Here is a 23,901-nt window from a genome sequence, read left to right as displayed (position 1 = left end):
TGACGATTTACAACAATGATGGTACGCTTGAAGGAATGGATAGAACAACTGTAGACCTTACTCCACCTTATTTTTGAACACCAAGGCGTCACGGTCCGCGGCTTGCGGCGGTTGTTCCAACCAATCGTGTTCAATCATGATATTAGCTCCATCTTCAACAAAATTTCCGACTTCAAGTGTAAGACGTCCCAACTTTTCGGCAAGATCATGTCTGGCACACATGGATAAAGCATTCCCATATGCTCTTATTCTCATTGCAAACATATCCAGCTTATGGAACATCATCAATTTGTCTGAAAACGGCGCAATTGTTGAAGTCGACACCAAAGGGTCAAGGATGGGGGGAGATGATAAATTTTCCTTTTCAAGTAAGTTACTAAAGATCTCATAATGTTTGGTGGCTATTTCCGTTCCCCTTAGAAAATAATCCCTTACCTCTTTCGATTTGGCAACTTGACTAAAGCCAATTAAAACCGCTTTGCTTGTCGCGTTATTCTCGATGTTATCGAACAGATGTGTAATCTCTAAAGCTTGAAGCGGTCTTACATCACCAAAGAATCCATTGAGATAACTTTGCTTCTTAATGAATTCCACATTCTTGGGATAGGGAATTAGGGAGGGTTTCGACATAAACCCCTTTATGATTAATGTTTTGTTTACCTCATTCAAAAATTTTGTCGTTGAGTCAAGACATTGAGTGAAAAATGTCTGAACATCCGACCTCGTTACAAGGGGAACAGCAATTGCATATAGACTGGCTCCCGCTTTGCCGACATACTTCAAGTAATGAAGGTAAAACTCATCACTAAACAGCCTCGGTGCATCCGCATTTACGTCCTCTTCAGAAAATCCTTGAGGTATGGGATAATTTTCATGGACAAGTATCTCTTTGATGGACTGTACAAATTGTTCGGACAAGCGTAGAGCATCTTCAAGGACTTTCCTGATTTCTAGATCTTCAACATGATTCAGCATATAACTTAAGATGCATATACACATGGTATTCCCCGTATAGGTTGCCCACAGCTTACCTTGTTCGGCCGACGTTAATTTTTCGTTTGCGTAACTCTCAGAATTAATCTGTATTTGTTCTTTTAGATTATTCATAACCAACAGAAGCCTCCGTTCGTAAACATTTTCCGTCTATTTTTCCCTTTCTTGAAAAAACAATGCATTGATTTTAGTTTTCATTTCTAGGGCCGATGACATAAGACAATAGAATTTCGTGCAAAATAACGTAACTAATAAAAAAGAAGAGCGTGAGTTAAATGAAAAAAAGTATTCAACTCGAAGTCATTCTTTGGAGTATAGCTCTTCCAGGATTTGGGCAATTGTTGAACGGCAAATTGTTAAAGGGGCTGCTATTGATCGGGCTAGAATTTCTGATTAATGTAAATTCCAATTTAAATGTCATTATCATATCCAGTTTTCACGGTGAAATTGAAAAGACAATAAACCAGACCAATTATCAATGGTTGATGTTTTATCCTTGTATTTATATGTTTGGCATGTGGGATGCGTATAAAGATGCCGGAGGAGACACAAGACCGTATAGTACAATCCCATTCGTATTTGGGGCTTTTTTTGGAACAGTCGGTGTCATTTTTTCGACATATTATCTTGGTGCAGTCTGGTTGGGTATAATTGGCTGCTTTGTTGGGATTTTAATTGGGACACTCATAAAATCAGCATTACGAAGGTTTTAAAATGTTGGTTACTACGAATATCTTCAAGAATAATCGAGGCAGACCCCGCATTAGCGGGGTCTTTTATGTGCGATGGGTACCCAATCTGCCAAAATGTATGGATACTGAATTCGGTTGTATGCTTTCTAAAGTCACGTTCTGGAGTAAGGTTGAGTTCCTGAATCTTGCAGATTGCTCAGCTGTTGTCGGCGAGTTTATAACAAAAATATAGTTCGGAATTATCGTTTCAAAATGAGGAGGTACGAATGGAACCAATCGTTTACCCCGATATTTGGGGACAGGGTAGTTTATTTGCGTTTTCAGGGCTGGACGGAATGAATACGTACAAAGGAAGTCTGGTCGGCACCTTATGTGCAGAGCGGTTAGGCGTTGTTTTTCATACGAAAGAGAAACGCACCTTGCATTTCAAATTGAAAGGGTTACACGATATCCATTACAAAGTTGTCGCTTCCGATCTAATTCATGCCCAATTGTACGATAGTTCAGCGGAAGCTGGTACAGATCTGTATGTTTTGTTCCATTCCCAAGACACGGTCATCGGGAAAACGGCTGCTTGCGCCGCTCCGGCCGTGTATTCATGGGATAAGGAAGGAAATGTCGAGAATGATGGGGTGGTGTACGAGTCGGAGGGAGAGTTCACAGCGTTTTACAAGCAAACAGAATCCGGTGTAATCCGCTTTGCTTTTGCCTATAGCAGCATCTCCGCGCAGGATGCCGCCAACAAGGCCAAGCTTGGTTTGTCGGCCGATTTCAACAAGGCGGTGGAAGATAAACTCAGCTTCTATAACAGCCTGCCACGCATTCGTGCGGATCGCGGCATCGCCAAAACACTCAACAAATGCTTTTCCGTCATGAAAACTCAGGTTTATACGCCTGAGGGCAGATTTGTTGGGAGATGGACGACACCTGACCGGCTTCCTCATGCGAAGCTATGGCTGTGGGACTCGGTTTTTCATGCACTCGGCAACCGTTATTTGTCGGCGGATCTCGCATACGAGAGCATTGAGGCCGTGTTGGCAACGATAAGAGACGACGGCTTTATTCCGCATATGTCGACGCCGGACGTTTCCTCGGATGTGACGCAGCCGCCTGTTCTCGCGTGGGGACTTTATCGTCTCTTTGAATTTGCGCCTGACAAGCGGAGGCTTGAGGCCAGCTATCCGAAGCTGAAAGCCTATCTGTTGTGGAATATGAAGCATCGTGACGTTAACCGCAATTTTCTCTACGAATGGTATGTTCAAACGGACAGCGTCAATTGCCGCTGTGATGAGTGCGGCATGGACAATTCTCCGCGATTTGACCATGTGAACCAAATGGATGCCATCGATTTCTCCTGCTTCATGGCCAATGAAGCTCGATACATGGCCCGAATTGCCTCGCTTCTTGAATTGCGGGAGGATGAAGGGTATTGGAACGATCTGCACGCACTGATCAAAACGAATATCAACGAGCAGCTATGGGACGAAGCGGACGAATTTTACTATGACAAAATCGTAGCGGATGGACAATTTAGAAAGGTTAAGGCGGTTTCGTCCTTTTTACCGCTTTTTGCGGGCGTGTGCGACCAGGACCGGGCTGACAGGCTGGTACGGCATCTGCAGGACAGCAGGTCCTTTCATACGCAATTCGGCGTGCCGAGCATTGCCGTGGACGATCCGACCTTCGGTACCGATATGTGGCGAGGTCCCGTTTGGATCAATTATAACTATATGATCGCGGCGGGGCTTCAGGAATACGGATATGAACGTGAAGCGAGAGAATTGATAGACAAAACGCTGGCTGCCATTTCATTCTGGTATCATCACGACGGCGCGATATATGAGTTTTATGACAGTATGGATCGGGTTTCTCCGAGCAGGCTGAAGCGGAAGGGACATGTTATCGAGCCTTACGATTTCGATATTCGACTGCAAAGCATACGGGATTATGGGTGGTCATGCACGTTGTTTGCGGCCATGGCGATGGAAACGTACGGTCTGGAGACCGCTTTACGCGAACCGAACTATATTAAACAGAAAGCAGGTTATCCTAGATGAATTCAATTCCATCGCTTCCTGTTTCGGATCTCACCGCGGTTATGACGATGATTGCTCCACGCAACACGTGCAGCGCTCCAGATCATCAGAGCGAGTTTGTGCCTGTGGTGCGTTTCCTTGTTATGAGCGACGCTCACATTGAGGCCTTTGCAGATGTCGGATGCAGTCGCATCCAAAAGGCGGTATCCCTCGGTTACAGTCATGCCCGAAGCGATTCTGCCTACCCTTCACTGGATGCCGTAATGCTCTGCGGCGACATTACCGACAAAGGCGAAAAGTCGCAGTATATCGCATTCAAGAGCACCATCGATTCGGTGCTAGAGGACGGGACACAGCTGCTTGCCATCCTTGCCAAAAATCATGACTGCTGGGGACCGATGGGCAGAGAGGCTCTTTCCTATTTTTCATCTCTCACAGGGCTTGACACTGACTGGCATTATACGATCAATGGCTATCATTTTATCGGGATTTCCGCATCCTCCGACAGCAATTACCACTATGAACCCGAGCAGATCAGTTGGGTGAAGAAGCAGTTGGACGAGGCTGTTGCCGATGACCCGGACAAGCCGATTTTCGTTACCCATCATGAACATGTGATCCACACGGTCTACGGAAGCGGCAATAAAGAGTGGGGAATCGATAACCTGAAATCCGTCTTTGGGGCATATCCTCAGATCATCCACTTTTCCGGTCACTCCCATTACCCGATCAACGACCCCAGATCCATCTGGCAGGGAAGCTTTACCGCGGTAGGCACAGGTGCTATTAAGTATATGGAGTTTACTGTTGACGGTGTGAAAGGCGTTCATCCGGAGCATTACAAAGAGACAGGTCAGGCCTGGATTGTCGAGGTCAGCGCTCAGCATGAAGTGCGTTTGCGCGGTTATGATGTGTTCAGTGAGGCCCTGTTGTGCGAATATGTCATAAAAGAGCCCGCAAACGCTGCCAAAAGGCAGTTTACCCCCGAAAAGCAGGAGGCGGCCTCTTCAGCACCTGCTTTCCCAGACATGGGAAGCAAGCGATATTTTACTGTTCCTGCAGCAAGGAGCACCGATGGCAATATCATCTTCCTTTACAGAGCGATCGTCTATGACAAGAACGGGAATGAATTGGATCAGGTTTATAAGGTAAATAATTACTGGAATGATCCGACGTATGACTACGTCACCCTAGCAGTTAACGCTCCGCCTGGAAGTACCGTAAAGGTCTTCGCTGAAAACGCTTATGGCATGAGAAGCGATCCCTTGATCTTCGAGGTAGGATGAAGGTCGTCGGCTGCTTTACCAAGCGCTAAGAATTCACTAGATTGAAAGGATACTCCAACATGACAAGCCGATTGCAATACGAGCCCATGCGGTTGAAAAAAGCCGTCATTAATCGCTGGCTCACCAGCGGCATCTTCGAAACGAAGATGAAGTTCGAACCGATGACGATGGACGTCGACGTCGACGTCAACGAATGGTTGACCAAAGGGTTCTCTATTCATGAAAATCCTTGCCGTAAGGAATTCGTAACGAACCGCAGGGCCCGCGTGCCGGTCAAGATCGATCACGAGCAAGCCCAGCCGGGCGCCGCACTCGCACTGCAAGGTCAGGAGAAGCCTTGGGAAGTATACTTCCCCTGGGGAAATCCGAATGTAGAGTGGTCGGGATTCTGGTACGTTCCGACACACTTGTGTACGTATGCCGTCACGAAGATCGTCACGTCGTCCGCACATCAGGCCAAATTGATTGTGAGAACGTGCGGAAGCTTGACGTTGTGGCTGAACGGCAAATTGGTGACGGATTTTACTCCGTTTACCCGCAACATCGAGCAGGAGACGGAGCTGACGGTTGATTTTCAGGAAGGCTTGAACGAATTGGCCGTATGCTGCGAGGACTTGGCTGAAAGGGACACACAGTATTATTTCAATATTGAATACGAAGGACCGGATGCCATACAAATTCGGGTTCCACTCGATCCGAACACCTCAGCGGAGGACGTAAAAGCGGTGGAGGAGGCACTGGAGGACGCCTATTTTCCAAAGGATATAGTAACCTCAGGCGATGTGAAGTGGATGATAACGAATCCTTTGAAGGACCGGCTTCACTTCTCCGTCACGATTCATGGGCATGTACACGACGTGATGCTGGAGCGTGGTGCTGCCGACATCAATCTGGGAGACGCATCACGTTTGGGAATGGGCTTTATAACTATGTGCTTCCATACGAAGGTTGGTTCCGTCAACATTTCCAAGCCTACTGCGCTGCTGCTTTATCCGAAGGCATACAGGGACATTCAGGCGGATACGATCGAAGAGAGAAAACGGCTGGCTTTGTCCCATTACGGCGGTCTTGGGGGAGCGCACATCCATGCGGCGATCGCGCAAATCGTAACCGGACGCGATGTTAGCGCAGCTAAAGAAACGATCTTGAGGGGTATCCAGGGAATCAACGAACGCAGAGACTGCAGTGATTTCTATTTGATCGGCTTGTTCAAGCTATGGAAGGAATACCGCCATACAGACCTGTTCGAGCCTGAGTTCTGGGAGGAGATCAAAAGCTGCATCCTGAATTTCCGATACTGGATTGACGAGCCCGGGGATGATGTCATGTGGTTTTTCAGTGAAAATCACGCCTTATTGTTTCATGCCTGCGAATACCTCGGCGGTCAGCTGTTTCCGGAGGGAATATTCACCAACAGCGGTGAGAGCGGCTTGATTCATCGACAAAAGGGAGAACAGCGGTTAATTCAATGGTTCGAACGCTTCTTTGAAGAAGGCTTGGCGGAATGGAATTCGAGTGCCTATATTCCGATTGACGTCACCGGTCTATTGCATATTTATGATTTGGCCGAATCCGAACAGCTCCGCAATTTGGCAAAGCAAGCGATGGATTTGCTCTATAGCTATATGGCTATCAACGCTCATCATGGCTTTGTCGCCGCCAGCTATGGACGGTCGTACGAGAAAGAACTCAAAGGGCATTATACCGTCGGAACGACGTCCCTTTGCTGGATCGGTTACGGGGTCGGCAACCTGAACGGTCACTCCATCAGCAACGTTATTTTATGCCTATCGGATTATGAGCCGCCTAGATCGTATGAGTCTTACTTATCTGTGGCTGAAAATGAACAGCTCATCTTTAAAAATGAGCAAGGCAAAGACGGATATGCCAAGCTGTATATGTATAAGAGATCCGGCTTTACGATATCCTCCATCTCTAATTACCGCCCCGGTCTACGGGGATATCAGGAGCATGTCGTTGAAGCATTTTTTACACCGGAAGCGCAGGTTTGGGTCAATCATCCCGGTGAGCTGTATCGCTTCGGATCGGGACGCCCCAGCTACTGGGCCGGAAACGGGTATTTGCCTAAAGTGTCTCAATATAAAGGGTTATGCATCCTGATGTATCAAATTGATCCGAAGCACAGCGTCGATTTTACGCACGCCTACTTTCCGGTTTCGGAGTTCGACAGAACCGAGCAGGCAGGGGCCTGGCATTTTGCCGAGAAAAACGGCGCATATATTGCCGTATACGCACAGAACGGAGCAGAGCTTATGCGAACGGGGCCAGACAGGGGCAGAGAGCTGCGCTCTAGGGGATACGATAACGTATGGCTTCTGCGGACATCGGATCGTCAGGAGAGCGGCTCCTTCGAGCAGTTCATGAACGACGTATGTGCCATGGAACGAAAGGTTATCTCGCCTATCGAGGTGTCGATTGCAGACAGGAAATACGGCTGCCTGCATGTACCGTGGGAAGGGCATCTCTCCGTCAATGGCATTGAACAAACCGAACAATTCGGCGGCGTAACCGGTCGTATCGAGCGGATAACATCATAAGGGGGGGATCGCGTACATGAATCGGGATATTATACTGTCCGCCGTCCATAACGTATCAAATGCCATGAAATTCATGAAAAACGAGGAGCTCCAAGAGCAATATCCGATTGGACTTGTCGATATGAATTTATGGGAATGGCCTCAGGGCGTCGGCTTGTATGGATTTTACCAGTATTATGAGCTAACGAAGGATGAGGCGGCGCTGCGCTTTTTGCTGGATTGGTACGATAAACGCATCAGCGAAGGACTCCCCGAAAAAAACGTGAACACCTGCTCACCGTTGATCATCTTGATCTCATTATGTGAGTTGACCGGAAATGAGAATTACATAAAGGTATGCGACGAATGGAGCCGTTGGATCATGGACGATATGATCCGCACGGGAGACGGAGCTTTGCAGCATATGATCACCGGCGATCCGAACGATGGACAAATTTTGATTGACACGCTGTTCATGACCGTCTTGTTTTTGACCAAAGCCGGTGTTTATTTCCATCGTCCTGAATATGTCGAGGAAGCCAAAAAACAGTTCCTCATTCATATTAAATACTTGTATGATAAACGTACGAAGCTCTTTTTTCACGGGTGGGATTTTAATGGCTCACATAATTACGGCGCCGTCCATTGGGGCCGAGGCAATGGGTGGTACACGTGTGGAATCGTTGATTTTCTCGATATGATCGACCTGGAGGTGGGGATTAAGCAGTACTTGCTGGATACGCTGTGCGCTCAAGCAGGGGCTCTTGCACATCTGCAGACGCCGGACGGCATGTGGCATACCGTTCTGAACGATCCAACTTCTTACGTGGAAACCTCATGCACTTCGGCGTTCGGATACGGGATATTAAAAGGTGTCCGAAAAGGCTACTTGGACCCATCCTATAAAGAAGTCGGACTGCAGGCCCTTCGGGCAACGATCGGCCGGATTGAGAAAAACGGCATTGTCCGGGAAGTATCCTACGGGACGCCGGTCGGAATGGATGCGCAATTTTATAAGGACATTCCGATTAGCCCGATGACATACGGTCAAGCATTAGCTCTTCTGATATTAATAGAAGGCTTAAAGGCGTAAGGACTAAATACCAAACGTATAGAACATTAAAGAGATCGCCCTCCACCTAGCCAAAAAGGCAAAGTCGGGGGCGATCATCGTTTTCCAAAATCTAACAATCCGTTGGGAGTTGCTTGTTTACCTAAAGTAAGTCAGTTACACTAACATTAGTAGGGTTTAGGCCTGTGAAAGATGTAACCGTTAACATTTCCTTAAGTATCGCAACTATGGGAGGGATTTTGTTTGGAAAAAAGATGGTATAAAAGATTACTCTTTTCTTATGCACGTGTCTTATATACGACGATTTCCATTATCCTCTTCCTCTCCTGTTTCGTCATAAGCGAGGTTTCCTTCCAGGGAGTAAAAAAGGCGAACAGCGTGGCTGCCACTTATGTCTCCGACTCCATCGAGCGCTCTCTCAAAGAAGCCGAACGAGCTGTTCTGGTTCAACTTGAGGGAAACCGCGCCTTTCAGGATTTCCTGGAGCCTTCTTCCTTATTAGATCCTCACTTGGTTAATTTTGAGGTGTCTAGCGAGATACGACAAATCATAAAAGATGTGCCGGTCATTTACTCCATCACTCTTTACAGGGCGAGCGACAATTCTGTCCTTACGCAGGATCAGTATCAACAGCTGCCGCTATTTTTGGACCACGAGTTCATGTCGCAAGCGATTCAGATGACGCCGGAGGATCATTGGTCCGAAGCGAGAGATTATCCGGAGTATCCGAACGGTGGTGTAAATAAGAAGGTAATTTCCATGGTGAAAAAGGCACCGATTCCGCTGGGTAGTCAGGGTGTTGTCGTCATTAATGTTTCGATTGATTCGCTGCTTTCCGCCACTAACGCCATGATTAACCCTGACATTATGTTTATGTTCATACACAGCGGCGATCAAATGCTGATGCAGTTACCCGGCAAAAGCTTAACTGGCCGGCAAGACATTTTGACGCGAATCAATTTGCCTTACGCCAGTATGCAATTCGAGAGCGGGATCGCCGGCGGCTTGTTTTTCGAGTGGATGCATGTCATCTCCCGAGGCTGGATAGCGCTTGGCGTTGTTACCATTCTATCAAGTCTTATCTATCTCGTTTATATCACGAGAAAGAACTATCGCCCCATCGAGCAAATCCTTGGACAAATGCAGACTTGGGTTGGCAAGTATGAATCGAAAGGGAACGAACAGGACGAGTTCGCTTATATCGGCACCATGCTTGAAAATGTCGTCGATCAGAATCTTTCCTATGAACAACAAATCTCTAAGGATTATCACGTACGCCGCAAGCAGTTTTTCATGGAACTGGTAGCCGGCAAACTGTCTCTTGCCTCATCCGAATGGCGGGCAAATCTGTCGAAATTCAATGTTGGCTTGCCGGAAGAATCTGCCGAGACCTCGCCTGTTCTTTCCGTAATTGTGGAAATTGATGCTTTTCGGGATTTTCAGGCTAAATATAACACGCAAGATCAAGATTTGCTGCGATTTGGGCTTACGAACATCTTACAGGAGTTATTCGATCGTTATCATTATGTAATTTGGTCGGAGTGGATAGAAGTTAACCGGCTTTCGGTGCTGCTCATGGAACATTCTCCCCACCAGTCGGATCAGGAGGTATGGGAAAAGTTTCGCACATGGGTCGCCTTTTACTTGAAGTTTTCCGTCACGATTGGAATCGGAAGCAAAGCGGATTCGTGGCGAGAAATCCCCGCCTCCTACGCTCATGCAGCTCTTGCTCTCAAATACAAATGCTCACTAGGGATGAATCGTTCGATCAAGTATGATGAACTAAAAGAACAGCAAAGCGGTGATTTGTCAAAATATTACGCCAAAATCAGCTCCATCGTCGACGAGTTTCGCATGTTGAAAACAGATTGGGAAGTACGGCTGGACGAGTTTTTCCGCCAATTGGAAATCGATTTGCTCCCGGAAGAAGAGATACGACATGTGTTTGTCTTTTTGCATCGTTCACTTCAACGTATGGTAGACACCATGCCCGAAGAGATCAGGGAGCATTGGCAGCATGCGCAAGTGGATATAGCCAGGATTATGGAGCTCGAGACGCTCGAGGCTATGCTTCCGCCTCTATCGTCCAAATTGAAACGTCTGCTCGCATTCTGCATCGATTACCGGCAGGGGAAAGCGAACCGCCAGCTGCTTTCCGATATCCGGATATACATCGAAGATAATTATAGCTCTCCGGATTTGTCATTGGATCACATCGGCGAAAAATTCCAAATCAACGGGAAATATTCCAGTCAACTTTTTAAGCAGCAATTTGGCATGACGTTTGTCGATTTTTTGATTAATCTGCGGATGGAGCATGCGAAACGGATGCTGCTCGATACGGAGGAATCGATCAACGATATCTCCTTAAAAGTCGGCTATCTCAATCCGGTTTCGTTCGGCCGAGCTTTCAAACGGGCAACTGGGGTTACCCCAAGCGATTATCGTAAATATATGGGTTACTCGGTTGTTGATGAGCCTACAAAGTAGCCGAAATCAAGCATCGTCAACGGGAATCTGCCAAAATGTTTGGCGGCTGAATCCGGTTGTATGTTTTCCGTCATCCATTTCTGAAGTAAGGTTGGGTGACGGAATCTTGTAGATTGCTCGCTTGCCCTTGGCGAGGTTATAACAAGATTAAGTCACGAACTTACCGCCACTTCCATGCGGTTGTCGGACAATACTTTCAGAAGAAGGGGAGAATCAAGTTGAAGCTAAAAAGAAAAAGCTTACAAGCACTCGCGCTTGGAACTGTCATGACACTCGTCACAGTTGGCTGCACAAGCACCCCGCAGGCCGAAACATCTTCTACGTCATCTGCGTCTAGCACACCTGCTACGCCGAAAAAAGCGGTCACTCTCAAGATTGAGCAGTTCGACCGGGGCAAATCTTTCCCCCCAGGAATGGCAGTCAATGATCAGGCTGGGACGAGATATGCGCAGAAGAATTTTGGGGATCCGAACAACATTAAACTGGAATATGTTCCGGTTCCAAGAAGCCAGGAAGTCGAAAAGTTAAATGTATTAATGGCCAGCTCCGACGCCCCGGATATCATCTTCACGTATGACGAAGCGCTCGCCCATAAATATATGGAGCAAGGCGGACTCATGGACCTCACCAGCTTAATCGAGCAATATGGACCGAATATTAAGTCCTATCTGGGCGAAGCGCTGCCTTATGGCCAGTGGGAAAATAAGCAGCTTGCCATTCCGTCTAAAAGGGCATTTACGGGAATCACGTCCTATATGATTCGCAAGGATTGGCTCGACAAATTAAAGCTTCCCGTCCCCCAAACTACACAGGAAACCTATGAAACATTGAAAGCGTTCCGCGATAATCAGCCCGGAGGGCAAGGAACGATTCCTCTCGGACTTGCGCTGTATCCGGATGAATACATTCCACTGGTTATGGCACTCATCAAGGACCCGACAGAAGAGCAGTATTACACCGGCATGCAAAGACTCGGCTTACAAGAATTTCCGATTTTGATGGATGGACACAAGGATGTTATTCGGACGTTAAACCAATGGTACCATGAAGGGCTGATCAGCCCTGACTTCGGGCTTGATAAAGACCAGAAAATGCGGAAACAAGGCGTATCGACTGGGAAAATCGGCCTGTATAGCGAACAAGCCGCCCAAAGTTACGAAGATCCCGAAGGTGGGCAAGCCGTTACGCTGGCGAAGAATGTCCCTGGCGGCTTCGTCGTTCCGGCCAATCCGTTCACGAACGATAAAGGAAGACGTGTTAAAGAACTTAACCCTCCGACGGGCATGTATATCATGGTGCCGAAGACGAGCAAGGCTGCAGCGGAGGCTGTACAATATTTGAACTGGTTGGCTCAGATGCCTGTTATGCTCTATTACACATTCAATGGTTCAGAGGGTAAGGCCTATGAAATGAAAGACGGCGTTCCAGTTAAGATCAAACAGGAGCTTAGTCCTGAGGAGACCATCGTCAACTCTTCAGATATATTGATTGTGACGAATGGTCTCGATTTTGGGCAGCAGCAGTCGAATGTTAAATCTCTCGGTGCAAGCTATGCTCCAAATCTCGTCGAACATGCGATGAAAGCATTTGAATATTCTTTGACGGATGCCAAAACGGTGCATTATTTCCCGAAGCCGATCGCAGCCGAAACGAAGTATGCCCAAATACTTAAGGGCAAATATGAGGAACTGCTGGTGAAGTCGATGCTGGCTAAACCGGCAGATTTCGACAAAACCTATGACGATATGCTTAAGCAATATATGGCTAGCGGCGGGGCAGATGTTCAGAAAGAAAGAGTCGCAGCTTATGCGGCTATGAAGAAGTAATCCAATCATTTGTTTGCAACATTGAAAGCAGCAGGGTCCGTAGAGGTTGGATGCGGACCCTGCAGCTTACAGGAGGAATTACGAATGAGTGTAGGCTCATATGTCAGAAGATTCTGGCAATTCTACGTGATGCTGCTTTTCCCAATTCTCTTTTTTGGTTTGTTCAAGTATGGGCCCATGTACGGTATCATTATCGCGTTCAAAGATTATAGCATTTTCCAAGGCATGTGGACCAGCCCGTGGAACGGACTCGAAACGTTCCGCAACGTTTTTGCTATGCATACTTTCACGGTCGCCTTCAGGAACACCTTCCTGTTGAATTTGCTGGATCTCCTCGTCTCGTTTCCAGCACCGATTATTCTTGCACTTATGCTGAACGAAGTGCGGCAGAAGTGGACCAAGAAAGTGTTCCAGACGGTGATGTACTTTCCTCACTTCGTTTCATGGGTTATCATCGGCGGGTTATTCTTGCAAATATTTGCAACCAACACCGGAATTATCAATCAATTGCTGAGTAGTGCCGGATACGACTCGATCCCCTTCTTGACGAATAAATATTGGTGGCTGATTACCTATCTGGCTGCGGGGGTATGGCAGAGCGTAGGTTGGGGAACGATTATTTATTTGGCCGCATTGACTGGCATCAACAAGGAGCTTTACGAAGCAGCCGAGACCGATGGTGCCGGAAGAATGAGGCGAATGTGGCATATCACGCTGCCTGGTATTCGCCCTACCATTATTATATTGTTCATTCTCGCAATCGGAGAAATGCCAAGAATCGGCTTCGAACGGCCTTTTATTCTGGGCAATGCGATGGTTAGTGATTTCTCCGAGGTGCTTAGCACATTTGTGTACAAGGTGGGCCTGCAAACGGGGGAATTCTCCACCGCGACGGCTGTCGGCTTGTTCCAGTCGGTTATCGCGCTCGTTTTCCTGCTTAGCGCCAATGCGATCTCCAAGAAAAGTGCCGGCCAAGGCATCATTTAAACGTATTATTTTTTTCGGAAGGAGGTCTGACCATGAGAACAAAAATAGACACCGCGCGATTCTTTGCGCCAATTAATCTCACGCTTCTAACTCTTCTAGCTGTGATATGTATAGCGCCATTGCTGCATATTCTCGCCCTGTCGTTTAGTTCCAGCTCCGAAATCTTATCAGGGCATGTAACGCTATTTCCGCGGGAATTCAACACCGCTGCGTATAAAGAGGTATTTAAGGATGCCAGTCTATTCCGCTCGCTAGTATTTACCATCACATTGACGATCACTTTCACGGCTCTGTGTATGCTGATGACAATTTTGGCTGCCTATCCGCTGACCAAGCGCAATTTGAAGGGAAGGAAATTTTTCCTCTACATTATCATACCGACCATGTATTTTGGCGGTGGTATCATCCCAGAATACTTGCTGGTTAAAGGATTACACATGCTCGATACGATGTGGGCGCTCATTCTGCCTTCGCTCATTAGCCCATTCTACATGATCATTCTGATGTCGTTTATCCGGTCGATTCCGCAGGGACTGGAGGAGGCGGCTGAAATAGATGGCGCATCTGCATTCCATATGCTGGTGCGGATCATTCTTCCACTTACGGTTCCCGCGATCGTGACGCTAAGTTTATTTTATGCGGTCAGTCGTTGGAATGGGTTTACTGATTCGCTATTTTACATTTCAAAACCGGATATGTATCCGCTGCAGTTGAAGCTGTATCAAATTGTCAGCAATGTTACGTCGATCGATCAGAATATGGCGGAAAGATTTAATGAAATGCAAGCTCCACTGCTCCCAGAAAGCACGAAGGCTGCTGCCATCATCTTCGCAATCTTCCCGATTGTTATCGTTTATCCGTGGCTGCAGAAGTATTTCATTTCGGGAACGATGCTCGGGTCGGTCAAAGAGTGAGACATACCAACTGAATGAACAACGGGAAACCGGGTAACCGATTCGCACACAGTATGAAATGAGCAGTTAGAACGTTTGATAGAGGTGGAACATGAACAAGAAACTGCAATTTCGCAGCGACCGCAGCTTTACAATCGTACAGTTTACAGATCTTCATTGGAAAACTGGTAGCGAATTGGATATGAAGACACGGGAATTGATGGAAGCTGTCTTGTTGGAGGAAAAACCGGACTTGGTCGTTCTGACGGGTGACGTCATCCAAAGCGGGCGGTGCGAAGGCAGAGCCTTAGAAGCTTTTGCCGATGTGGGGAAAGTGATCGAGGAGCACGGCATTCCGTGGGGGGCTGTTTACGGTAATCACGATGCCGAGTGGCAAGTGACCCGCGAGGAACTGATGCGGGTGCAGCAGAGCTTACCGCTTTGTTTAACCGAGCGAGGCCCCGAATATTTGCCAGGCTTAGGCAATTATGTGCTGACAGTTGCCGGATCGGACGGCACGGAATGTGCCGCAGCACTTTATATGATCGACTCGCTGGGGGATATGGTGGACGGGCTTATGCCGTATAAGGGTTATGATTGGATTAGGCCGGAGCAGGTTCAATGGTATAGGGAACGTTCCAAGGAGCTTGAGAAAGCTTGCGGACGTATTGTTCCCTCTCTGGCTTTTTTCCATATCCCGCTTCCGGAATACGAGGCGGTATGGAATCATTTTCCCTGCTATGGAACGAAAAATGAAAAGATTTGCTGTCCTTCCGTCAATTCGGGTCTGTTCGCTGCTATGCTGGAACGGGGAGATATCATCGGCACCTTCGTTGGCCACGATCACGAAAACGATTTCTGGGGCGATCTTTACGGTATCCGGCTCGTGTACGGTAAAGTGACCGGCTATAACACGTTTAACAGTCGTCCTTATAATGGGGAGCATCGAGGAGCGCGAATCATTAAGCTCACCGAAGGCAGCCGTGTGTTTGAGACGTGGATCCGTATGGACACCGGGGAAAGGATCGATCAAACGGCCGTTCATCTCCCTTAGAAAGTGTGTAGGCATAAAGGAAAGCTGTCCGTGGATCCTCTGCCGGGTCATTCATGGCCAGCTTTTGTTCAACATAACAATAGTTATCGGAGAGAATGATTGTCTCTTCGGGGTATCCAAAACGGAGGAATACCATGTTTGCGAAAATAATGACTTTTAACTTAAGGAAAAATACGGAATTAGATGGGGACAATGCTTGGCCGTATCGTACGAAGGCGGTGGCTCAAATGATCAAGCACCACCATGTTGACATTATTGGCATTCAAGAGGGTGTACATGACATGCTTGAAGATCTGGAGCGGCAGCTGCCAGAATATGCTTGGATTGGGGAAGGCCGTGAAGGCGGCATGAAAGGCGAATATACGGCGATCCTGTACAAAAAGAGTAAATGGCATATAGGAGCTATGGGCCATTTCAGTTTATCGGAAAATCCAGAGCAGCTAGGTGTGAAAAGCTGGAATGCATCTCACACTCGTATGTGCACTTGGGTGACGATCAAGTCACAGAAGGGGGATGAATTTGCAATGTTTAATACGCATTTGGATCATATTAGCGAAGAAGCCCAACAGAAAGGTATGGAATTAATTCGAGAGCGAATGAAAACATTTCGTGATCAAACAGCACTCCCAGCCGTATTAACAGGCGATTTTAACGTTTATCCAGATAATGTGGTTGTTACGGGTTTAGAGCAGGAAGAATATCGGAATGCGTATTCCGTTCTACAGAAAGAAAATAGGGATGTTGGGGCGACCTTCCACCATTTTCTAGGCAGTGAATTTGGAGAAAGAGAACCGATAGACTATATCTTTGTATCCCCTGATTTGGAGATTCATAACGTGACGATTGATCGAGAGCAGTATGAAGGCAAATATCCTTCGGATCATTATCCGGTGATCGCCGAGGTTGTAACAAGAGAATAGGTTGGGGGTTTTATTGTGGGCATTAAAGCGGTTTTATTTGATTTAGATAATACACTGCTATGGGACGAATTGGGCATTAGCGAGGCTTTCTCTGCAACTTGCGCCAAAGCAATTGAGCGGTATTCAGAAATAAATAGTACCGATTTGGAGACGGCTGTAAAAAAGCATGCTTTGTCGTTATACGAATCGTTCGAGTTGTACCCTTTTGCCAAGATGATTGAAATTACGCACTTAGAAGCATTGTGGGCGCGGTTCGATGAAGGAGCGCTTCCGCAGTTCAGAGCGTTACAGGCATTTGCGCCTGGCTATCGTCGGGAATCATGGATACGCGGGTTACGTGAAGTAGGTATCGACGATGTACAGCTGGGCGAAGAGCTTGCTGAGCTATTTCCGATGGAGCGACGCGCCCGGCCTATTGTATATGAGGGGACGTTCCCTGTTCTTGATGCGCTAAAAGGGACATATAAATTGCTTTTATTAACGAATGGAGCCCCTGATTTGCAACGGGAAAAGGTTGAATCCATTCCTAACTTAGTTTCGTATTTTGATCACATGATTATCTCGGGCGATTTCGGTGCAGGGAAGCCAGCGGAATCAATTTTCCGTTACGCAATGTCATTACTTGAGATTTCACCAGAAGAGGGCTTGATGGTCGGGGATAATCCCAACACAGATATACTGGGCGCGAATCGAGTGGGCATGAGAAACGTTTGGATTAATCATCATGGGTCATCCGTGCGCAGTGGGGACAATGCCCCTACATTTGAAGTCGGTAATTTGCTTGAATTGCCGGATCTTATTGGACGTATCCAGCTTAAGTGAAATTAAGCAACAATTGATGTCATATCACATCTGCGAAAATAGCTGCTATTCAGGAGGTTTCGATCACCTTGCATCCCGAGGTCTGGCAAATTGATTATCTAGAATTAAGCATACGAATTGTGATTGCCGTTGTGTTGGGCGGGATCGTCGGGTTCGAACGTGAGCTAGGCGATCACGCTGCTGGATTTCGAACGCATATTCTCGTCTGTTTGGGCTCTGCTCTCATTTCGTTGTTGTCAATTTACGGTTTTGCTGAGTTTGCTTACGAACCTAATGTAAGATTAGACCCTTCTCGGCTAGCTGCCCAAGTCGTAAGCGGCATCGGGTTTCTCGGGGCGGGCACGATCATGCGAACCGGGGTCTCCGTGTCAGGCTTGACAACAGCAGCTTCTCTATGGGTTGTCGCTGCCATTGGCCTCGCAGTCGGGGCTGGATTTTATTATGGTGCAGCATTAGCAACAGTTGCGATGCTAATCAGCTTATTTTTATTAAATAAAGTAGAAAAAAGATTCCTAAACTCAAGGAATAAGATGACGCTGTCCATTGAAGTTTGGGACGATAGTAGGAATGTAAGTCTGATCTTCGCAAAGGTCAAAGAGATGGGGATTCAAATTCGCGAAACGCATATTGAGAATCGTGACAAGAGCGTTAACGATGAAGTGAGGCGTACGGTTTACATCAAAATGGTTGTGAAAGCGAAAACGAAACAGCTGGACCAAGCAGTGGAAATGCTGCCTACTATGCCGAACGTCATTAGTATGAGTACAACAAAAATGAGCGACGAAGAAACGAACGTCAATAAGAAATTACACGGCATGAGTATTATAGCGAAAAAGGAGAGCATATAGTTTATGAAACACGCACGGATCTTTTCGTAGATCATTAGGTTCTTGTCAGGAGAGGGATTTGCCATGCAAGAAGAAAAGAAAAGATTTATTCAGGAGTTCGTACCTGGCAAGCAGGTTACGCTAAGTCATCTCATTGCCAATCCGGATGCGGATTTGTTTCAAAAATTAGGCATTGCGGAGTCCGGGGCGATCGGAATCCTGACACTGACGCCAAGTGAAACGGTCATCATTGCCGGTGATTTGGCGACCAAAGCTGCAAACGTCTCTATTGGATTCCTTGATCGGTTTACCGGAAGTCTTGTATTGATTGGAAGTGTTTCTGAAGTTGAAGTCGCGATGCATCATATTAATGATTTTCTTTATGCACAGCTCGGTTACACGGCTGCCCGCATTACAAAATCTTAAAGGAAGTGTTTGAAATGAACACTCATCATCGTGCCATGCTGATCGGCTCTATTGGGGCAGGGAAATCTACGTTGACCGAAGCTTTGCTTGGTCATAGGGTGGAAGCGGTGAAAACTCAAGCGCTGATTTTTAAGGATTGGATTGTGGATACGCCAGGTGAGTATACAGAAAATCCATTTTTTTATAAAAGCATCATGGCAACAGCTCTCGAAGTTACTCACGTCATTTTTGTTCAAGACGCGACCAACCCGAAAAGTATTTTTCCTCCCGGCTTTGCAACGGGATTTAATAAAATGCCAATTGGCGTTATAACCAAAGCCGATGCTCCTCTTGCTAACGTGGATCGAGCAGTGAACCAGTTAAAGCGGACGATGCCCAGGGGAGCTGTCGTAATTTCTTCTTCTTTTGTAGGACAAGGTATTCAGGAGATTAAAGAGCTAGTACATTGCGCGACATTCGAGGACATGCAGGCATACTGCGGCCGAGCTTCCGTACATCATGTGTTCTTTCATGAGTAAGCTACTGGTTCATTCATAGGCAGGTGGGAAGGCTTGAAATCGTATCGGCAAGAAGCAGAAACCATCATAAGCGCAGGCATCGATATTGGCACTAGCACGACGAAGCTCGTCTTGAGTCGGTTTACACTGATGAATACGGCCGGTTCCAGCCAAGTACCGCGTATTGAAATTATCGACAAGCAGGATTTTTATAAAAGTCCGATTTATCGAACTCCACTGCGTACTCCGACATGGATTGATATGGAAGCTGTTCAAGCGATCGTACTGCAGGAATATGATCGTGCCGGGATCCGACCGCAGGACATCAAAACAGGGGCTGTCATCATTACGGGTGAAACGGCTACCAAGCAAAATGCGGAGGAGATGGTTCACGGACTTTCCTCACAAGCCGGGGAGTTTTTGGTTGCGACGGCCGGTCCGGATTTGGAAGGCATGATTGCGGCGAAAGGTTCAGGTGCTTACCAGTACTCGAAAGAATCGGACAAGACGATTGCAAACATCGACATAGGCGGTGGAACGGCGAATATTGCTGTGTATCAAGCAGGAAATTTGAGGGGAACATGTACACTTCATATCGGCGGCCGATTAATCGAATTCGATGAAGGCCGAATAAAAGCGGTATCTCCGCCTGTTCAAAGGCTGCTCACGCAGCTTGGACGAAATCTTCCACTAGGAACTCCCGTTCAATCGGAGGGGATTCAGCGTGTTATCGATGAGGTTGTCAAAGCGATGGTACAAACCTTAGTACACACACTTCATGGCACGACTGAGGCTGCGGATCAGGTGCTCCTATTGGGACATCCGCCGGACTGGGGGGTGTCGATTGACGAAATTATGTTCTCGGGTGGCGTTAGTGAATGTATGTACCACTTGGAGAACAACACCGGTAGCCTACAGCATGTGAAGTATGAAGATATCGGCTTGCGACTGGTTGAAGCATTAAGGCAGAGTACGGAATTGCAAAAGTGGAAGTGGGTTCCTCCCGCCGAAACGGTTAGGGCAACGGTTCTTGGCGCAGGTATGCAAACAACGGAGATTAGCGGCACAACCATTCAAGTGGAAAGCTCCCGTTTACCCGTCAAGAACCTTCCGATCTTTCATCTGGCATTCCGAAACCATCTCGTCGATGGCGAGTGCCAAATTGTTGAGGCCGTTGAACGGGCCCTTCAACTTTATGATCCGTTGAGAGAAGGTATCAATTTTGCTTTCTATCTCTCAGGCTTGCCTCATCTCCGATTTCGCGAGGTACAGCAGCTGGCGGAGTGGCTGCTAGCAGCGTATCGCAGGCAGCCGAATCAATTAGCACCATTGGTTGTGGTCACAGCGAGCGATATCGCCAAAGTGCTGGGTCAAGCCTTAAAGGCAAAGAACCCTGCACGCGACATCATTTGTATTGATCAAGTGGCGGCCTTGCATGGCGATTATCTGGATATCGGGAACCCGCTGCATATGGACGTTGTCCCCGTTATTGTGAAGACGCTCGTTTTCCACTCATAGCGAAAGGAGGCTGTTCAATGAAGCTGAAAACGAAGCTTATGGGTCATGTCTACACATTCAACAATCTGAAAGAGGTTTTTGCCAAAGCAAACGAGGAAAAATCCGGCGATCGACTTGCTGGACTTGCAGCGGAAACCGTGCAAGAGCGAATTGCGGCCAAGCAAGTGCTGGGCGCATTGTTACTCAGTGACATTCGCGACAATCCCTTACTTCCCGCTGAGAAGGATGAGGTTTCCCGCATCATCGAGGAACAAGTCAACGAACCGATTTATAGAAGTATACAAAGATGGACGGTTTCCGAGTTGCGGGAGTACATGCTGGATGATCGCACTACGGGCGAAGATTTAATGCGGATCAGCAGAGGACTTACGAGTGAAATGATAGCGGCCGCTGCCAAATTGATGTCTAACCTCGATTTGATTCATAGTGCAAACAAAATCGAAGTGATCACGAAATGTAACATTGCCATCGGGCAAAAGGGGGTTCTGGCTTCTAGACTTCAGCCTAATCATCCTAAGGATGATGTGGAGGGGATGCTTGCCTCTCTAAAGGAGGGCTTATCGTATGGAATGGGCGATGCCGTCATTGGCATCAATCCGGTTGACGATTCCGTTGAGAGCGTGAAGCGGCTTCTGCATGCAACGCATCATTTTATCAATGAGTGGGAGATTCCCACGCAGAACTGTGTGCTGGCTCATGTGATTACGCAAATGAAGGCCATTGAACAAGGCGCTCCTGCAGATATGATCTTTCAGAGTATCGCGGGAACGGAAGCTGCAAATCGTTCGTTCGGCATTACAGCCGCTTTATTGGATGAAGCGAATGATATGGCAAGAACGCTTGGGACCGGGACGGGCCCTCAGCGATTATACTTCGAGACGGGACAAGGCTCGGAACTATCCGCTGAAGCTCATCATGGGATCGATCAGCTGACGATGGAGTCGCGAAACTACGGATTCGCCCGGCGGTATCATCCCTATATCTTAAACACGGTTGTCGGGTTTATCGGTCCCGAATATTTGTACGACAGTAAGCAAGTCATACGCGCAGGCCTTGAAGATCATTTTATGGGCAAGATGCATGGGATTTCGATGGGTGTGGATATTTGTTATACGAACCATATTAAAGCGGATCAGAATGATATGGAGGATTTAGGTGTTCTGCTTACAGCCGCAGGCGTCAACTTTATTATCGCTACTCCGATGGGGGACGATTGTATGCTTAACTACCAATCGATGAGTTACCACGATGTGGCTGCGTTGCGGCAAACGATGAATAAGAGGCCAGCGCCGCTGTTTGAGGCTTGGCTGGAGAAGATGGGGATTATGGAGGCGGGCAAACTAAGCCGTAGGGCCGGGGATCCCACGATTTTTACACGTAAAATCAGGCAATAGCCCGAATTGCACAAGTTGTGGAGGAGGTGAGTACATGATGAATGCGGAGCTCGTAGACGCGATTACCCGAATCGTGCTGGACAAGATGAAAGATCGTATAGACGAAGAAGAGCCGCAAGGCATGGTTAGGGTTTGGGAGCATCGTGTTGGCTCTCCCCCATCCAGAGAATCAGCTCCGGACACTGCTATCCCTGATCGGCCGGATGACATTTTGGAGGAATTGCAGACACGCTTGGGGATAGAGGATGCGCATGACATCACTGCGCTGTCCGAGCTTGCCCGTAAAACGCCTGCCCGAATTGGCGTCGGCAGAGCAGGCCTGCGGCCCAAAACGGAGGCGTGGCTCAAGTTTCGACTCGATCATGCCGCCGCCGTAGATGCCGTATACGGGGAGGTATCGACGGAGCTGCTGAGCAGTCTTGACCTATTCGCTGTCCAGACGCAGGTTTCGGATAAAGAAGAATACATCCGGCGCCCGGACCTTGGCAGACGGCTATCTGCTGAGGCCATTCAAATCATTTCCAAGCGATGTGCTCATGAACCTAAAGTGCAAATTATCGTTTCCGATGGACTCAGCTCGCAAGCGATTGAGCAAAATGGAGAGGATGTGCTGCTATCCCTTCAGCAATCGTTAACGAGCCTTGGAATCGACTATGGGACTTCCTTCTACATACAAAAAGGTCGCGTAGCGGTGATGGATGATGTAGGCGAGGTATTGCGGCCTGAGGTGGTCGTGCTTCTTATCGGAGAACGCCCGGGCTTGCTAAGTGCGGAATCCCTAAGCGCGTACTTATGCTATAAGCCTGGAAAAGGAACGATTGAAGCCGACAGAATGGTCGTGTCCAACATTCATTCGGGAGGTATTCCTCCCGTCGAGGCAGGGGCTTACTTAGGCGACGTCGTGGCCAGAATGCTCAAATTTCAGGCAAGCGGGATATCGCTGGTTCAGAAGGAGGCGGCAGTCCGACATGCTGGAGCGGATTAAAGCGGAAATATTGGCTGTTCGTATGATACCGAATGTGGATGCAACGCTCGCTGCCCAGTTTCCGTTGAAACCGGGATATCGAAGCTTAGGCATTCTAACAACGACCATCGACGATGTCGGCTACACGGCCCTTGACGAAGCGACCAAGAGAGCGGAAGTGGAAGTTGTGTATGCACGTTCTTGTTATGCCGGAGCCAGCCATGCTTCGGGTCCCTTATCTGGTGAATTCATCGGAATTATTGCCGGACCGAATCCGGACGAGGTATCAAGCGGGATTGAAGCTATTCGGAACACGATTCAATACGATGCGTTCTTTGAATCGCTAAATGAGGATCGTACGCACGCCTTGTATGCACACGTCGTAGCCAGAACGGGGAGCTACCTTTCTCATTTGGCAAGTATTCAAGAAGGTGAGCCTCTCGCCTATTTAATTGCTCCGCCGCTCGAAGCGATGTATGGACTCGACGCGGCTTTGAAGGCCGCTGATGTGCGGCTCATGAAGTTTTTTGGCCCGCCGTCAGAGACGAACTTTGGAGGCGGCTTGCTGACAGGCACGCAAGCGGCATGTCATGCTGCAGCGGAGGCTTTCAGAGCGAGTATTATTGAAATTGCCAAACAGCCGATCACATACTAATACGATTGAAGC

General features: G+C 47.7%; 20 protein-coding genes. 19 read left to right on the top strand and 1 reads right to left on the bottom strand.

Features of this window, described 5'->3' with window-relative positions; genetic code table 11:
* Positions 1–57 precede the first annotated feature (57 nt).
* The gene (locus ABE504_RS13980; RefSeq protein ID WP_430089338.1) at positions 58–1,107 is read right to left on the bottom strand and encodes a DUF3231 family protein; all 1,050 of its coding nucleotides are present in this window, start codon (positions 1,105–1,107) and stop codon (positions 58–60) included.
* A 161-nt stretch (positions 1,108–1,268) separates the two neighbouring features.
* Between ABE504_RS13980 and ABE504_RS13975 the strand changes: the two genes are divergently transcribed.
* The 19 genes from ABE504_RS13975 (at position 1,269) to eutL (ending at position 23,889) form a co-directional block, all read left to right on the top strand.
* Complete coding sequence (locus ABE504_RS13975) at positions 1,269–1,706, top strand: hypothetical protein (protein WP_430089336.1); 438 nt, start codon at positions 1,269–1,271, stop codon at positions 1,704–1,706.
* A 245-nt stretch (positions 1,707–1,951) separates the two neighbouring features.
* Complete coding sequence (locus tag ABE504_RS13970; protein WP_430089333.1) at positions 1,952–3,742, top strand: amylo-alpha-1,6-glucosidase; 1,791 nt, start codon at positions 1,952–1,954, stop codon at positions 3,740–3,742.
* Positions 3,739–5,007, top strand: coding sequence for a metallophosphoesterase family protein (locus tag ABE504_RS13965; protein WP_430089330.1), 1,269 nt, complete (start codon positions 3,739–3,741; stop codon positions 5,005–5,007). The genes ABE504_RS13970 and ABE504_RS13965 overlap by 4 nt, the downstream gene beginning before the upstream one ends.
* A gap of 59 nt (positions 5,008–5,066) precedes the next feature.
* Complete coding sequence (locus ABE504_RS13960; protein WP_430089328.1) at positions 5,067–7,565, top strand: hypothetical protein; 2,499 nt, start codon at positions 5,067–5,069, stop codon at positions 7,563–7,565.
* Positions 7,566–7,581: 16 nt separating this feature from the next.
* Entirely contained in the window at positions 7,582–8,637 is a 1,056-nt protein-coding gene (locus ABE504_RS13955; RefSeq protein WP_430089325.1) for a glycoside hydrolase family 88/105 protein, read from the top strand.
* A 222-nt stretch (positions 8,638–8,859) separates the two neighbouring features.
* Positions 8,860–11,106, top strand: a complete 2,247-nt coding sequence (locus ABE504_RS13950) for a helix-turn-helix domain-containing protein (protein WP_430089322.1) — start codon at positions 8,860–8,862, stop codon at positions 11,104–11,106.
* Between the two features lie 218 nt (positions 11,107–11,324).
* On the top strand, positions 11,325–12,932 hold the full coding sequence (locus ABE504_RS13945) for an extracellular solute-binding protein (protein WP_430089319.1): 1,608 nt from the start codon (positions 11,325–11,327) through the stop codon (positions 12,930–12,932).
* An 84-nt stretch (positions 12,933–13,016) separates the two neighbouring features.
* Positions 13,017–13,919 carry an ABC transporter permease gene (locus ABE504_RS13940; protein WP_430089316.1) on the top strand — a complete coding sequence of 301 codons (903 nt, stop codon included), beginning with the start codon at positions 13,017–13,019 and terminating at the stop codon, positions 13,917–13,919.
* A gap of 32 nt (positions 13,920–13,951) precedes the next feature.
* Positions 13,952–14,833: a carbohydrate ABC transporter permease gene (locus ABE504_RS13935; protein ID WP_430089313.1), complete on the top strand. Its 882-nt coding sequence runs from the start codon at positions 13,952–13,954 to the stop codon at positions 14,831–14,833.
* 91 nt (positions 14,834–14,924) lie between these two features.
* Complete coding sequence (locus ABE504_RS13930; RefSeq protein WP_430089311.1) at positions 14,925–15,866, top strand: metallophosphoesterase family protein; 942 nt, start codon at positions 14,925–14,927, stop codon at positions 15,864–15,866.
* A gap of 134 nt (positions 15,867–16,000) precedes the next feature.
* On the top strand, positions 16,001–16,786 hold the full coding sequence (locus ABE504_RS13925; protein WP_430089308.1) for an endonuclease/exonuclease/phosphatase family protein: 786 nt from the start codon (positions 16,001–16,003) through the stop codon (positions 16,784–16,786).
* 15 nt (positions 16,787–16,801) lie between these two features.
* Complete coding sequence (locus ABE504_RS13920; protein ID WP_430089305.1) at positions 16,802–17,608, top strand: HAD family hydrolase; 807 nt, start codon at positions 16,802–16,804, stop codon at positions 17,606–17,608.
* 68 nt (positions 17,609–17,676) lie between these two features.
* Entirely contained in the window at positions 17,677–18,456 is a 780-nt protein-coding gene (locus tag ABE504_RS13915) for an MgtC/SapB family protein (RefSeq protein WP_430089302.1), read from the top strand.
* 63 nt (positions 18,457–18,519) lie between these two features.
* Entirely contained in the window at positions 18,520–18,861 is a 342-nt protein-coding gene (gene eutS / locus ABE504_RS13910) for an ethanolamine utilization microcompartment protein EutS (RefSeq protein WP_430089299.1), read from the top strand.
* A gap of 14 nt (positions 18,862–18,875) precedes the next feature.
* Positions 18,876–19,379 (top strand): EutP/PduV family microcompartment system protein, encoded by a 504-nt coding sequence (locus ABE504_RS13905; protein WP_430089296.1) that lies wholly within the window; start codon positions 18,876–18,878, stop codon positions 19,377–19,379.
* A 33-nt stretch (positions 19,380–19,412) separates the two neighbouring features.
* Positions 19,413–20,876 carry an ethanolamine ammonia-lyase reactivating factor EutA gene (locus tag ABE504_RS13900; RefSeq protein ID WP_430089293.1) on the top strand — a complete coding sequence of 488 codons (1,464 nt, stop codon included), beginning with the start codon at positions 19,413–19,415 and terminating at the stop codon, positions 20,874–20,876.
* A 17-nt stretch (positions 20,877–20,893) separates the two neighbouring features.
* The gene (locus ABE504_RS13895; RefSeq protein WP_430089290.1) at positions 20,894–22,270 is read left to right on the top strand and encodes an ethanolamine ammonia-lyase subunit EutB; all 1,377 of its coding nucleotides are present in this window, start codon (positions 20,894–20,896) and stop codon (positions 22,268–22,270) included.
* Positions 22,271–22,307: 37 nt separating this feature from the next.
* Positions 22,308–23,255 (top strand): ethanolamine ammonia-lyase subunit EutC, encoded by a 948-nt coding sequence (gene eutC / locus ABE504_RS13890; RefSeq protein ID WP_430089943.1) that lies wholly within the window; start codon positions 22,308–22,310, stop codon positions 23,253–23,255.
* Positions 23,239–23,889 (top strand): ethanolamine utilization microcompartment protein EutL, encoded by a 651-nt coding sequence (gene eutL, locus ABE504_RS13885; protein ID WP_430089287.1) that lies wholly within the window; start codon positions 23,239–23,241, stop codon positions 23,887–23,889. The genes eutC and eutL overlap by 17 nt, the downstream gene beginning before the upstream one ends.
* Positions 23,890–23,901 lie beyond the last annotated feature (12 nt).

The organism is Paenibacillus oryzisoli, from assembly GCF_050467285.1.
Lineage (GTDB): Bacteria > Bacillota > Bacilli > Paenibacillales > NBRC-103111 > Paenibacillus_E > Paenibacillus_E oryzisoli_A.
This window is presented reverse-complemented; position numbering and strand designations above follow the sequence as displayed.